Origin of the sequence: Streptomyces sp. NPDC097640 (assembly GCF_040302705.1) — a bacterium.
Lineage (GTDB): Bacteria > Actinomycetota > Actinomycetes > Streptomycetales > Streptomycetaceae > Streptomyces.
Window position 1 is genome coordinate 23,174 of the sequence record NZ_JBEOSB010000022.1, and the last position, 13,276, is coordinate 36,449.

Sequence of the window (13,276 nt, forward strand, 5' to 3'; positions counted from 1 at the left end):
ACGGCCTACCGGAAGAGCGCGTACGAGGCGCGGTCCCGGGGCCGGGGCGGGGCGCTGTCCCGCAGCGCGGCCCATAACACCCGGCTGTCGGTGAGCGGGCCGCCCGGCACGACCAGCCAGATGTGGCCCTGCCGTACGCAGCCGGGCCGGGGGCAGCGCAGCACCCGGCCCGGCCCGGCGGCGGCCACGGCGCGGCGGCGGCCGTACCCGGTCCCCTCCAGCCACGCCTTCCACTCCCCGGCCGAGCCGGGCGGCACGAGGAACGACAGCACATGGCTGGCGGTGGCCAGCATCACCGGGCCGATCGCCGCGTCGCGCCCCCGCAGCTCCTGGACCACGGCGAACCCGACGTCGTCGGACATCCGGACCAGATCGAAGAGCGGGCCCACCGGGAGGTCGGCGAGGCCGTCGCCGCTGGCCCACTGGAGGCGCACCCGGCCGGGCTCCTCGCCGGTCGACGACAGCAGCCAGTCGGCCGCGCCGGTCTCCACGGTGCCTGGCCTACGCATAGCGCCTCCGCTCCCCCACTGTCCCGTCCGCTGTCCGCACCGCTGCCCGGAGGCCCCGCGCTCTGCCACTTCCCCGTCGGCCCGTCCTGCCGCCGGGGCTACCGCGCCCGGTCGAGCGCCAGCGTGAACCACACCTTCTTGCCCGCGCCGTCCCCGTCCGGCGGATCGGTGCCCCAGGCGCTGGCCAGGCCGTCGACGATGGCCAGCCCCCGCCCGCACTCCTCGGTCTCGGCCGCCGCGCGGAAGACCGGCGGGACCGGCGAGCCGTCGGCCACCTCGATGCGCAGCTCGTCCCCGGCGGGCTCCACACCCACCGTGACGGTGACGGTGTCGTCGGGGCCGCTGCTGCCGTGCTCCACCGCGTTCGCGAACAGCTCGTTGGTGGCCAGCACGGCGCTGTCCACGGCCTGGTCGAGCTTCCAGTACTTCAGGAAGGCGGTGAGCATCCGGCGGACGGCGAAGGCCCGGTCGGTCCGGGCCGGGAACTCGGCCCGGAAGAAGCGGCGGGTCGCCAAGGAGATCACCGGCCCCTCACCGCCTGTCGAGCCTGCCCCGCCCGCCCTGCCTCGTGGGCCCGGCGCGCCCGTAACGCGCCGGGCGCCGCGGGCGGTTGATGCCCTGCTAAGCGGGTAAGCGCATGCCGACGGCCCCCACCGCGGCATCCTCGCCGGGGGCGGGGGGTGCGTGCCCCTCGGCCCACCCACCGGGGCCGACTACCGCGGGCGGCTGCGGCCCGGTCACGGTGGGTGCCGGGTTGCGGCATGGAATCCTCCTTCGAAGACAGCGCGGGACGTGCGTCAGTCACCGTTCACGTAGACAAACGGTTGGACGGTCCGGTCGGCGAGGGGGCACGGGGGTTGTTCGGTTGTACGGGCGTAGTGGTTCGGGTCGCACACCGCGGGGACTGTACGGTCCGGGCGTGGCGAGCGCGAGTGAGGACCGCGGGCATCAGCCCTGGCCTGCGGGGTGGTCCGGGGTGAATGGCAAGCGGATCGTGGTCACCGGAGGCACCCGGGGCTTGGGTGAGCAGATCGTACGACTGTTGCTGGCGGATGGCGCGGCGGTCGCAACCTGCGCACGGACGGCGCACGATCTGGCCGCCCTGTCACGGTCGTTGCGCGGGCGGGAGCGGAATGCTCTGTTCAGCCGGGCGCTCGATGTCGTCGAGCCGGGGCGGCTGGAGGCGTTCGTCGATGCCTCGGCGGCGCGTTTCGGCGGTCTGGACGGCGTGGTGGCGTGCGCGGGCGGCGCGCGCGGGGGCGGCCTGGACGACGCGGACGCCCACGACTGGGCCGCCACCTGGGAGTTGAACGTCGGTCACACCGCCCGGCTGGTGCGGGCCGCCGCGCCGCATCTGCGCGCGGCGGGGGGCGGATCGGTCGTGGTCATCGCGTCCATATCCGGCTGGAAGCCGGGACCGCAGGCCCAGTACGGCGCGGCGAAGGCCGCCCAGATCCATCTGGCGGCCTCGCTCGCCCGCGAACTCGGGCCCGACGGCATCCGGGTGAACGCCGTCTCCCCCGGGTCGATGCTCATCCCCGGGAAGCGCTGGGACCGGATGCGCGGCGCGGAGCCGGAGGCGTTCGCCAGGTTCGCGGCGGAGTTTCCGCAGGGCGAGCTGGTCGCGCCGCAGGAGGTGGCCCGGGTCGTCGCGTTCCTGCTGTCGGACGCCGCCAGCGGCGTCTCCGGCGCGCATCTCCCCGTCGACCGCGCCCAGAACGCGCCGACCCCGGAGGGGTATTAGGCCCTGTCCGGCAGATCTTGACGCCTGCGGCGGGCCCGTCCCCCGCCCCCCTTCCCGCAGTGTCGATGTGCGGCTCCGCCGCGTGGCAGTGGCTTTGCCCCCGGACCCCGGGGTCTGGGGCGGAGCCCCCCGCGCGGCGGAGCCGCACATCGACAGGGGCCGGGAAGGGGCGGGGTGGGGGCTGCGTCGATTTGCTGCTCCGCAGCGTGGCCGCCGCAGGCGTCAAGATCCGCCGGGCGCCCCCGGGCGCTGCCCAGCAGTGGGCCGCGCCCGGCCCTGCGCACCCCCGGCGGCGCAGGGTCCGGGCGAGGTCCCCTTCCGGGCCGCATGGCGGTGGAGCCCGGAAGGAGCTGTGGGCGGGAGTCGCGTGGGACGCGCCTCAGGCCGCCGCGCCGAGCAGGGTCCGGGACCGGAACTCGAAGTCGCGGACCATGGGTTCGCCGCGGTGCGGCCGCAGCCGGCCGCGGAAGTCGCGCAGGGCCTGGACCGAGCGCTCGCTGTGCACACCGCTGAGCGCGCTCAGCGCCGCGTCGGCGGTGCCGATGGCCTCGTCGAGCCGGTTCTGCTGCAAATGCGCGGTGGCCAGGACCGAGCGGCTGATGGCCTGGCGGCGGCGCCGCTCGCCGTTGGCCCGCACCGACTTGTCCGCCGCGCGCTCGGCCTCCGCCGCGCTGCCCAGGTCGCGGAAGCACAGGGCGGCCTCGGCCGCCAGATAGTGGTGGTCGAGGAAGCGGACCCACTCCGACTCCTCCTCCGCGCCCCGGCTCGCCTCCAGCGCGGCGTCCGCCGCGCGCAGCGCGCGGGTGGCCTCGCGGGGCTCGTCGAGGGCGGCGTGTCCGCGGGCCGCCATCGCGTGCAGGCGCATCAGCCCCAGCGGGCTGCCCGCGCTCCTGGCCGTGGCCACGCCCACCCGGGCCAGCTCGACCCCCGCCTGGGGCTGGCCGAGGTTGGTGGCCAGATGGGACAGTCCGGCCAGGATCTGGCCGCCGAGGACCCGGTCGCCGCCTTCGGCGCACAGCCGCAGCGCCTGGGTCATATAGCGCTGCGCCAGGCCGTATTCGGCGTTGTCGTAGCTGCTCCAGCCGGCCATCGCGGCCAGCTTGGCGGCGGCGGTGAACAGCTCCCGCCGCTCGCCCGTGGCCACGCCGCGCCGCTGGAGCATGGGGACGACCTCGGTCGACAGATACAGGACGATGCTGGCGCGGACCTGGCCGCCGCCGAAACGGTTGTCCATCTCGTCGAACATGCTGATCGCGGCGCGGACCTGCTCGATCCGGCCGGCGTCGGCGGCCGCGGCCGGATCGCCTGCGGCCGGATCGCCGGCGGCTGGACCAGCGCCCTGGTTCTCGACCAGCCACAGCAGCCATTCGCGCTGCGGGGTCACCAGCGCGCCGGCGACGAAGGGGACCGCGCCCAGCAGGCTGCGGCGGGATATGTCGGTGGAGCCGAGTTCGGCGAGCGTGTGCAAGGTTTCCGCCACGTCCTCCCGGTAGGCCAGCGCCCTTGCGACGACCGGGCGCTGTCGGTCGGGGATGAAGCCGAGCTCGGCGGGGGCCACCGGCCGGCCGAGCCGGTGGGAGAGCACGGCCGCGATCAGTTCGGGCGTCGTACCGCGGGGCTGGCCGCCCTGGAGCCAGCGGGTGACGGACGCCTTGTCGTAGTTGGAGGAGTGTCCCTGACGGCGGCCCAGCTCATTGACGCGCAGCGCCAGTGAGGCGTATGAGCAGCCGGATTCTCTGAGGGCCGCGGCCAGCGCCTGATTGGGGGGCGAGCCCTGGTGCCGGGTGCCCGGCGCCGCGCCGCGGGTCACCGGGGCCACTCCTGGATCGGGACCGGGCCGCGCGGTGCGGAGCTGCTGAGTACCCGTAACGCCTTATCGGACAAGGCCGGTTGAGGGCACCAGCCGTGGTGCGTGAGATGGGTCACGTGCCCACTATGCGCGCCGACAGACTCAGCTCGCAACCTTCGTCCTGATAATTTCAGAACGATCCGCATCGCTCTGTCCGGTGCTATCAGGTCGTGGCACACTGCACCCACATGACGGTGATTCCGGGAGGCAGGACGTGAGTGAGGCACGGCCGGGGAGCGCCGCCCCCACCGTCTTACGCATGGTCCTGGGCAAGCGCCTGCGCGATCTGCGGGAGCGGGCCAAGGTGTCGTTCGAGGAGGCGGCCCGGGCCGTCGAGGTCACCCCGCTGACGGTGCGCCGGATGGAGAAGGCCGAGGTCGGCCTGAAGATCCCGTACGTCAAGGAGCTGTTGCGGACCTATGGCGTCCCCTCCCCCGAGATAGACGACTTCCTGGATCTGACCCGGGAGGCCAACCAGCCCGGCTGGTGGCACCAGTTCCGCGATGTGGTGCCGGAGTGGTTCAGCGCGTATGTGAGCCTGGAGAGCGCGGCCACCGTCATCCGCGCCTATGAACCCCACTACGTCCCCGGTCTGCTCCAGACCGAGGACTACGCCCGCGCGGTGCTGCGCGCCGGGTTTCCCAATCACACGGACGAGGAGATCGAGCGCCGGATCGCCCTGCGCGTCGAGCGCCAGAGCCTGCTCTCCAAGCCGGACGCCCCGGCCATCTGGGCCATCCTGGAGGAGACGGCGCTGCGCCGCCCCGTGGGCGGGCCCGAGGTGATGCGCCGGCAGATCGACCATCTCGTCGAGGCCCTGGCGGCGCCCAAGGTCCGGCTTCAGATCATGCGGTTCGCGGCGGGCCCGCACCCCGGGGCCTTCGGTCCCCTGCACTACTTCCGGTTCGGGTTCTCCGAACTGCCCGATGTCGTCTACACCGAGAGCGTGACCGGCGCGGTCTATGTGGACCAGCCGGGCGAGGTCGTCACCTGTCTCGAGGTGCTGGACCGGATGGCCGTCCAGGCCGAGCCGGTCGGCGAGACCATTCCCATCCTGGCCGAACTGCGTAAGGAGCTCTGACATGACGGACCCGGTCTACAGCGGAATGCCGGCCTTGGACCTCGGCACGGAGGGCTGGGAGAAGCCCTGGAGCGGAACCAACGGAGGCACCTGCATCGAGGCGAAGAAGCTGCCGGACGGCCGGGTCGCGCTCCGCCAGTCCACGGACCCGGCCGGCCCCGCCCTGATCTACTCCCGGGCCGAGGTGGCCTCGTTCCTGGAAGCCGCGAAGGCCGGCCGGGCGGACTTCCTGATCGCCTGACCGGCCCCGACACCCACGGAAACCACTCCGCAAGCCGTCCCGGAAACCACTACGCCCGCACAACCGCACAACCCGGCCCCGGACTCCCCCCGGACGACCGGGCCGCGCACACTGAATGCCCCGTGCGGGATCAACGAACGGAACGGCGGGTTGACCGGGATGTCGGCATGACCGGGGTGGCGCGGACGGACCTCCACGAGGCGGTGCGGCGCCGCGTCCTGATCGTGGAGGGCTGTGGCGGTGCCGCCCGCGCCGGGCTGCTGACCTGGCTGGCCCACCGCCACGGGTTCACCGTCGAGCGCCCGCCCCGCGAGCTGCCCGCGCTCGACCCGGCGCGCCCGTACCGCGAGCTGCTGCGGCGCGGCGGGCGGCTCGCCCTGGACTCCGGGTTCGTCGGCGAGCTGGTCTACGGGCCGCTGCGCCGGGGACACTCCCGGGTGACCTGGATCGAGGCCTTCGACTTCGCCGAGGCGGTGGCCGAGCGCGGCGGCGCGTTTCTGCATCTCGCGGCCCCGCCGCCCGCGCTCGCGGGGCGGCCCGGCGGGCGGGACGCGACGGCGGCCGCGGCGGAGACCGAGGCCGTGGCGGCCGCCTACGAGCGCGCCTTCGCCACCCTCGCCCAGCACGCCCCGGTGGTCACCGTGCGCCCCGGCGCGGCGAAGTCCCTTGCCTCGGCGGTAAGTTGGACCTCCGCGCACGGCCTCACGCAGGGCAGGAGAATCCCTAGATGACTCACGGCTCGTCCACCCCCCACCAGCAGCCGGCCTTAGGAAAGATCGATACCTCGGTTCCGCACTCGGCCCGGATCTGGAACTACTGGATGGGCGGCAAGGACAACTACGAGGTCGACCGGGTGGCCGGCGACCAGTACCGCGAGGTCGCGCCCACCATCGAGGTCATGGCCCGCGCGTCCCGGGCGTATCTGATCCGCACGGTGACGCATGTGGCCGGAGAGGCCGGGATCCGCCAGTTCCTGGACATCGGAACCGGGCTGCCCACGTACGACAACACCCACCAGGTCGCCCAGCGGGTCGCCCCCGAGGCCCGCATCGTCTATGTCGACAACGACCCCCTGGTGCTCCGGCACGCCCAGGCCCTGCTCACCAGCACCCCCGAGGGCGTCACCGACTACATCGACGCCGATCTGCACGACCCCGAGAAGATCCTTCAGGCCGCGAGCAAGACGCTCGACTTCAGCCGCCCCGTCGCGCTGATGCTCATGGGCATCCTGGGCCACATCCAGGACTACGACGAGGCCCGGGCGATCGTGCGGCGGCTCCAGGAAGCGCTTCCGCCGGGCAGCTACTTCGTGCACTACGACAGCACGGACACGGACCAGGCGCTCAAGCAGGCCCAGCAGGGCTACGACGACACCGGCGCGGTGCCGTACGTGCTGCGCAGCCCCGAGCAGGTCGCGCGCTTCTACGACGGTCTTGAGCTGATCGAGCCCGGCATCGTGTCCTGCCCCCTGTGGCGCCCCGAGCCCCCCGACGCGCCCGTCGAGAAGACCGACGTCTACGGGGGCGTCGCCCGCAAACTCTGACGCCCCCGCCGCTCCCCGTCAGCGGATCTGCATGCCGGACAGGGTGCGGGCGATGACCAGGCGCTGGATCTCGCTCGTACCCTCGAAGATCGTGAAGATCGCCGCATCGCGGTGCATCCGCTCCACCGGGTACTCACGGGTGAATCCGTTGCCCCCGAGGATCTGCACCGCCTGGGCCGTCACCGCCTTCGCCGTCTCCCCGGCGAAGAGCTTGGACATCGACCCCTCGGCGGCGGTGAAGGGCTTGCCCGCGGTGGCCATCCAGGAGGCGCGCCACACCAGCAGGCGCGCCGCGTCGATCCGGGTGCGCATGTCGGAGAGCTGGAAGGCGATGCCCTGGTTGTCGATGATGGGCCGGCCGAACTGCACCCGGTTCTTCGCGTAGTCGAGCGCCACCTCGTACGCCGCGCGGGCCACGCCGACCGCCTGGGCGCCGACGGCCGGGCGGGAGGCCTCGAAGGTCGCCATGGCGGCGTTCTTGCCGCGCTCGGTGCCGGCGCGGGCGCGCTCGCGGGCGCGGGCGAGGCGCTCGTCGAGCTTCTCCTTGCCGCCGAGCAGACAGTGGCCGGGGACGCGGACGCCGTCCAGGACCACCTCGGCGGTGTGCGAGGCGCGGATGCCGTGCTTCTTGAACTTCTGCCCCTGGGAGAGGCCGGGGGTGCCCGGGGGCACCACGAAGGACGCGTGGCCGCGGGCGCCCAGCTCCGGTTCGACGGAGGCGATCACGACGTGGACGCCCGCGATGCCGCCGTTGGTGACCCAGGTCTTGGTGCCGTTGATGACCCACTCGTCCTTGGCCTCGTCGTAGACGGCCCGGGTGCGCATCGCGGCGACGTCAGATCCGGCGTCCGGTTCTGAGGAGCAGAACGCGGCGACCTTCACGTCGTTCGCGTCGCCGTACATGGGCGGGATCCAGGTGCCGATCTGCTCCTCGGTGCCGTTGGCGAGGACGGCGACGGCGGCCAGGGAGGTGCCGACGATGGCGAGCGCGATGCCCGCGTCACCCCAGAACAGCTCCTCCATGGTCATCGGGATGCCGAGGCCGGTGGGGTCGAAGTACTGCTGGGCGTAGAAGTCCAGTGAGTACAGCCCGATCTTCGCGGCCTCCTGGATGATCGGCCAGGGGGTCTCCTCCCGCTCGTCCCATTCCGCCGCGGCCGGGCGCATCACATCGACCGCAAATCCGTGAATCCAGTCGCGCACCGCCTTCTGGTCGTCGTCGAGCTCGAACGAGAATTCCGGCATTACCCCTCCACCTCACTATTACCGTCGGTAACAAGAGTCTGTTACTCGCGAGTAGACGATGTCAACTCCCACGGCAGATCCATCCCCCCGCGCCAGCCTGGAGTGTTACGTTTCGCAGGCGTAAAGAACGACCAGGGGGCGGGAGGCGACTTCATGGACACCGGCACCAGCCAGCGTGACGATCAGCAGCAGGCGGCCCAGCGGCGGCGCAAGGAGCTGCTGGAGGCGGCGGACCGGGTGGTGCTGCGGGACGGGCCGGACGCCTCGATGAACGCGATCGCCGCGGAGGCGGGCATCACCAAGCCCATCCTGTACCGCCACTTCGGCGACAAGGGCGGGCTCTACCGCGCCCTCGCCAAGCGCCACACCGACGCGCTGCTCGCCTCGCTGCGCGCCGCGCTCGACGCCCCCAACGACCGCCGGGAGCGCGTCGAGGCCACGCTGGACACGTACCTCGCGGCGATCGAGGCGCGGCCCCAGGTCTACCGCTTCCTGATGCACCCCGCCGAGGACGCCCCCCAGGCGGAGCAGGGCTTCGACATCGGCCGCCACTCGGCCCCGGTGCTGCGCCGCCTCGGCGAGGAGCTGGCCAAGGTGATCACCGAGCAGCTCGATCTCGGCCCCGACGGCACGCGGGTGGCCCGCGTCTGGGGACACGGGATCGTCGGCATGATGCACGCGGCGGGCGACTGGTGGCTGCGCGAGCGGCCCTGCACCCGCGCCGAGTTGGTGCGGCACCTCACCGATCTGCTGTGGGGGCGGCTCACCATGGTGGACGACCGCATCGGCGCACCGCGCACCTGAGCGGCCCCGGGGAGCGGGCCTCAGGCCGTGTCCGCGGACCACGGCGCGCGCTGGGCGGCGCGCAGGGCGCGGCGGCGGCGCAGGCCGGTGAGCCGGTCGGTGAACAGGCGCCCGTCGAGGTGGTCGCACTCGTGCTGGAGACAGCGCGCGAAGAAACCCGTGCCCTCCACCCGCACCGGCTTCCCGGTCACGGTCACCCCCTCCACGACCGCGTGGTCGTGGCGCGGGGTGCCCGCCTCGATGCCGGGCAGCGAGAGACAGCCCTCCGTCCCCCGCACCGTCACCCCATCCGCCTCGACCAGCCGCGGATTGACCACATGCCCCAGGTGACGGCGGTCCTCGTCGTCCGGGCAGTCGTAGACGAACACCCGCAGGCCCACGCCGACCTGGTTCGCGGCGAGACCGACGCCCTGCGCCGCGTACATCGTCGCGTACATGTCCTCGACCAGCCGCCCGAGGGCCGCGTCGAACGCGGTGACCTCCTCGCAGGGCGTGGCCAGCACCGGATCGCCGAGCAGCCGCATCGGCCGTACCAGCCCGCGACTGCCGGGGATCGCGCCGTTTCGCATGGCAGCAAAGCCTACGTGCCCGGGGAGGCGCTCACGGCGCCGCCGGGGACTTGCCTCGTCCAGACCCTGCCTCCCCGGTCTCTGCGACGGTGACATCAGCGGCTACGCCGCGGGGGCCCACGGCGTCAGGGGGCACCGCCCAGCGGTAGCTGGGGGCGCGTGCGATCGCAAGGCGGAGGGTCGCCCTCCGGGGGCACCTCCCGGCCGAAGGCTGGGGGCGGGCCTACTCGGGCGGGCCCGACAACGCAGCGAGCGCGTGTGCCAGGCGTCGTGGGCCCGCTGAGATCGGGGAGGCAGGGTCTAGGTTGTGCGGGTGAGATTCGGGACAGCGCCCGGATCTCGATAGGCTGATCCCCGACCGTGGCCTCCCGGCTGGCGATTCGGCGCGGAGGGGGCGTACCACCGGCGCCTCAGGGGGCAGGAGCGGCGCCGGTATGCGAGGAGGACGAAGACGATGGCAGGCAACTCGGAGCCGCTGTCGCCGCGGGCCAAGCTGGCCGTGACGGCGGGCAAGGCCGCGGCAGCGGTGTCGCGGGCGGCGGGCCGCGGCAGCGGATCAGTGATCGGCGGCAAGGTGGCTCTGCGGCTCGACCCCGAGCTGCTGGGCAGGCTGGCGCGACACCTGGACGTGATCCTGGTGTCGGCGACCAATGGCAAGACCACGACCACCCGGCTCATCGCCGAGGCGCTGCGGGCGGCGGGGCCCGTTGTCTCCAACGCGCTCGGGGCGAACATGCCCGCCGGTATCACCTCGGCACTCGCCGGCGGCTCCGACGCCCGGTACGGCGTGATCGAGGTCGACGAGAAGTACCTGGCCGGGGTGGCGCGCGACACGGAGCCCAAGGCGATCGCGCTGCTCAACCTCTCGCGCGACCAGCTCGACCGGGCCGCCGAGACGCGCATGCTCGCGGAGAAGTGGCGTGAGGGCCTGTCCGGCTCCAAGGCCGTGGTGATCGCGAACGCGGACGACCCGCTGATCGTCTGGGCCGCCTCGTCCTCGCCCAATGTGGTCTGGGTCGCGGCCGGCCAGGAGTGGAAGGACGACGCCTGGTCCTGCCCCTCGTGCGGCGGTGTGCTTCAGCGCCCCGGCGACGACTGGGTCTGCGGCGACTGCGGCTTCCGCCGCCCCGTCCCCACCTGGGCGCTCAACGGCGACTACGTGATGGACCCGCACGGCTCGGCCTGGCCGATCCACCTCCAGCTCCCCGGCCGCGCCAACAAGGCGAACGCCGCCACCTCGGCGGCCGTCGCGGCGACCTTCGGGGTGCCGCCGCAGGTGGCGCTGGAGCGGATGTACCAGGTCCAGGCGGTCGCCGGGCGGTACGACGTGGTCACCTTCCAGGAGCGCCAGCTGCGGCTGCTGCTGGCCAAGAACCCGGCGGGCTGGCTGGAGACCTTCTCCCTCATCGACCCGCCGCCCACCCCGGTGCTGCTGTCGGTGAACGCCCGCGGCGCGGACGGCACGGACACCTCCTGGCTGTGGGACGTGGACTACACCCGGCTCGCCGGGCACCCGATCTGCGTGATCGGCGACCGCAAGCTGGACCTCGCGGTCCGGCTGGAGGTCGCGGGCCTGGACTTCCGGGTCTGCGAGAGCGTGGACGAGGCCTTGCAGATCGCCCCGCCCGGCCGGATCGAGGCGATCGCCAACTACACCGCGTTCCAGGACCTGCGCCGCCGCGTGGGCAACTGAGGCCGTACGAGCAAAAAGGGCAATCAAAATGCGACGGATGAACCAGAACAGCCTGCGGCTCGTGTGGGTCTACCCGGACCTGCTGAGCACGTACGGCGACCAGGGGAACGCGCTCGTCGTGGAGCGCCGGGCGCGCCAGCGCGGACTGGATGTCTCCCGCCTCGACGTCCGCTCCGACCAGCAGATCCCCACCTCCGGTGACATCTATCTGATCGGTGGCGGCGAGGACCGGCCGCAGCGGCTGGCGTCCGAGCGGCTGCGCCGGGACGGCGGGCTGAACCGCGCGGTCTCCAACGGGGCGATCGTGTTCTCGGTGTGCGCGGGCTACCAGATCCTGGGGCACGAGTTCATCAACGACCTCGGACAGCGCGAGCCGGGCCTGGGGCTGCTCGATGTGGTGAGCACCCGGGGCGAGGGCGAGCGCTGCGTCGGCGACGTCCTGGCCGACATCGACGACCGGCTGGGGCTGCCGCCGCTGACCGGCTTCGAGAACCACCAGGGCGTGACCCACCTGGGCCCGACCGCGCGCCCCTTCGCGCGCGTGCGGTTCGGGAACGGCAACGGCACGGGCGACGGCACCGAGGGCGCGTACAACGACACCGTCTTCGGCACCTACATGCACGGCCCGGTCATGGCCCGCAACCCGCACATCGCGGACCTGCTGCTCAAGCTGGCGCTGGATGTGAACGCGCTGCCGCCGGTGAACGACCAGTGGTACGACGCGCTGCGCAACGAGCGGATCACGGCGGCCACCCAGGCCTCCGCGTAACCGGCCCGGGCCCCTTCGGCCCGCCCGGTCCGCACCGTCCGCCCGCATGGCGGACACACCACGGCCCCGCCGCCCCCGCGCTTGTAGGGTGGCGGGGTCCCGCCGGACGACGCGGTCCGGCCGTCAGCCCACACTGCAGAGGTATCAGGGCCATGCGCATTGGTGTGCTCACGTCCGGCGGCGACTGCCCCGGCCTGAACGCTGTGATCAGGTCCGTCGTACACCGCGCCGTCGTCGATCACGGCGATGAGGTGATCGGCTTCCACGACGGCTGGAAGGGCCTGCTGGAAGGCGACTACCGCAAGCTCGACCTCGACGCCGTGGGCGGCATCCTGGCGCTCGGCGGCACCATCCTGGGCTCCACCCGGGTCCAGCCCACGCGGCTGCGCGACGGCGTGGAGCGCGCCAAGGGGCACGTCGCCGATCTGGGCCTGGACGCGATCATCCCGATCGGCGGGGAGGGCACGCTCAAGGCGGCCCGGCTGCTGTCGGACGCGGGGCTGCCGATCGTCGGCGTCCCCAAGACGATCGACAACGACATCGCGTCCACCGATGTGACCTTCGGCTTCGACACGGCGGTCGGCGTGGCCACCGAGGCCCTGGACCGGCTGAAGACCACCGCCGAGTCGCACCAGCGGGTGCTGATCGTCGAGGTCATGGGGCGGCACACCGGCTGGATCGCGCTGCACTCCGGGATGGCCGCGGGCGCCCACGCGATCGTGGTGCCGGAGCGCCCGTTCGACATCGACGAGCTGACCAAGGTGGTCGGGGCGCGCTTCGAGGCGGGCAAGAAGTTCGCGATCGTGGTCGTGGCGGAGGGCGCGAAGCCGCGCGAGGGCACCATGGCCTTCGAGGCGGGCGGCACGGACGTCTACGGCCATGAGCGGTTCGCCGGGGTGGCCCGGCAGCTCTCCGTCGAGCTGGAGCGGCGCCTGGAGAAGGAGGCGCGGGCGGTGATCCTCGGCCATGTGCAGCGGGGCGGCACGCCGACGGCGTACGACCGGGTGCTGGCCACCCGGTTCGGCTGGCACGCGGTGGAGGCCGTACACCGCGGCGACTTCGGGAGCATGACGGCGCTGCGCGGCACGGACATCACGCTGGTGCCCCTCGCCCAGGCCGTGGAGCACCTCAAGACGGTGCCCGCCGAGCGGTATGCCGAGGCCGAGTGCGTCCTGTGAACTGAGCGGTTCTACCCTGGTGCGAGGCGCTTGGCGGGGGCGCGCCGCAAT

The 13,276-nt window shown here is 73.0% G+C and carries 14 protein-coding genes; 9 read left to right on the forward strand and 5 right to left on the reverse strand.

Annotated features, from left to right (window positions below):
- Nucleotides 1–5: 5 nt before the first annotated feature.
- Together ABTY62_RS30360 and ABTY62_RS30365 are read right to left on the reverse strand one after the other, a co-directional pair.
- On the reverse strand, nt 6–509 hold the full coding sequence (locus tag ABTY62_RS30360) for a hypothetical protein (RefSeq protein WP_352132620.1): 504 nt from the start codon (nt 507–509) through the stop codon (nt 6–8).
- Between the two features lie 98 nt (nt 510–607).
- Nucleotides 608–1,033, reverse strand: coding sequence for an ATP-binding protein (locus ABTY62_RS30365; RefSeq protein WP_311730614.1), 426 nt, complete (start codon nt 1,031–1,033; stop codon nt 608–610).
- Nucleotides 1,034–1,428: 395 nt separating this feature from the next.
- On the opposite strand from ABTY62_RS30365, the gene ABTY62_RS30370 reads away from it, so the two are divergent.
- Nucleotides 1,429–2,253: an SDR family NAD(P)-dependent oxidoreductase gene (locus tag ABTY62_RS30370; protein ID WP_352132621.1), complete on the forward strand. Its 825-nt coding sequence runs from the start codon at nt 1,429–1,431 to the stop codon at nt 2,251–2,253.
- Nucleotides 2,254–2,632: 379 nt separating this feature from the next.
- Here the strand turns inward: ABTY62_RS30370 and ABTY62_RS30375 are convergent, their stop codons facing one another.
- Nucleotides 2,633–4,072, reverse strand: a complete 1,440-nt coding sequence (locus ABTY62_RS30375; protein ID WP_502997549.1) for an NsdA family TPR-like regulatory protein — start codon at nt 4,070–4,072, stop codon at nt 2,633–2,635.
- 289 nt (nt 4,073–4,361) lie between these two features.
- On the opposite strand from ABTY62_RS30375, the gene ABTY62_RS30380 reads away from it, so the two are divergent.
- The 4 genes from ABTY62_RS30380 (at nt 4,362) to ABTY62_RS30395 (ending at nt 6,967) form a co-directional block, all read left to right on the forward strand.
- The gene (locus ABTY62_RS30380) at nt 4,362–5,183 is read left to right on the forward strand and encodes a Sco1979 family transcriptional regulator (protein WP_352132760.1); all 822 of its coding nucleotides are present in this window, start codon (nt 4,362–4,364) and stop codon (nt 5,181–5,183) included.
- A 1-nt stretch (nt 5,184) separates the two neighbouring features.
- Nucleotides 5,185–5,424, forward strand: a complete 240-nt coding sequence (locus ABTY62_RS30385) for a DUF397 domain-containing protein (protein WP_311730611.1) — start codon at nt 5,185–5,187, stop codon at nt 5,422–5,424.
- A 167-nt stretch (nt 5,425–5,591) separates the two neighbouring features.
- Complete coding sequence (locus ABTY62_RS30390) at nt 5,592–6,155, forward strand: hypothetical protein (RefSeq protein WP_352132623.1); 564 nt, start codon at nt 5,592–5,594, stop codon at nt 6,153–6,155.
- Nucleotides 6,152–6,967, forward strand: a complete 816-nt coding sequence (locus ABTY62_RS30395; protein WP_352132624.1) for an SAM-dependent methyltransferase — start codon at nt 6,152–6,154, stop codon at nt 6,965–6,967. The genes ABTY62_RS30390 and ABTY62_RS30395 overlap by 4 nt, the downstream gene beginning before the upstream one ends.
- An 18-nt stretch (nt 6,968–6,985) precedes the next feature.
- On the opposite strand, the gene ABTY62_RS30400 is transcribed toward ABTY62_RS30395, so the two are convergent.
- On the reverse strand, nt 6,986–8,212 hold the full coding sequence (locus ABTY62_RS30400) for an acyl-CoA dehydrogenase family protein (protein WP_352132625.1): 1,227 nt from the start codon (nt 8,210–8,212) through the stop codon (nt 6,986–6,988).
- Nucleotides 8,213–8,365: 153 nt separating this feature from the next.
- On the opposite strand from ABTY62_RS30400, the gene ABTY62_RS30405 reads away from it, so the two are divergent.
- The gene (locus tag ABTY62_RS30405) at nt 8,366–9,016 is read left to right on the forward strand and encodes a TetR/AcrR family transcriptional regulator (RefSeq protein WP_311730607.1); all 651 of its coding nucleotides are present in this window, start codon (nt 8,366–8,368) and stop codon (nt 9,014–9,016) included.
- Between the two features lie 20 nt (nt 9,017–9,036).
- Here ABTY62_RS30405 and def read toward each other — a convergent pair whose 3' ends face one another.
- The gene (def, locus tag ABTY62_RS30410) at nt 9,037–9,585 is read right to left on the reverse strand and encodes a peptide deformylase (protein ID WP_311730606.1); all 549 of its coding nucleotides are present in this window, start codon (nt 9,583–9,585) and stop codon (nt 9,037–9,039) included.
- Nucleotides 9,586–10,039: 454 nt separating this feature from the next.
- Here def and ABTY62_RS30415 point away from each other — a divergent pair, with 454 nt between their 5' ends.
- The 3 genes from ABTY62_RS30415 to ABTY62_RS30425 all read left to right on the forward strand — a co-directional run bounded on the left by ABTY62_RS30415 (nt 10,040) and on the right by ABTY62_RS30425 (nt 13,225).
- On the forward strand, nt 10,040–11,278 hold the full coding sequence (locus tag ABTY62_RS30415; RefSeq protein WP_352132626.1) for a Mur ligase family protein: 1,239 nt from the start codon (nt 10,040–10,042) through the stop codon (nt 11,276–11,278).
- A gap of 37 nt (nt 11,279–11,315) precedes the next feature.
- Nucleotides 11,316–12,047, forward strand: a complete 732-nt coding sequence (locus ABTY62_RS30420; protein WP_311730604.1) for a type 1 glutamine amidotransferase — start codon at nt 11,316–11,318, stop codon at nt 12,045–12,047.
- 152 nt (nt 12,048–12,199) lie between these two features.
- Nucleotides 12,200–13,225 (forward strand): 6-phosphofructokinase, encoded by a 1,026-nt coding sequence (locus ABTY62_RS30425; RefSeq protein ID WP_352132627.1) that lies wholly within the window; start codon nt 12,200–12,202, stop codon nt 13,223–13,225.
- Nucleotides 13,226–13,276 lie beyond the last annotated feature (51 nt).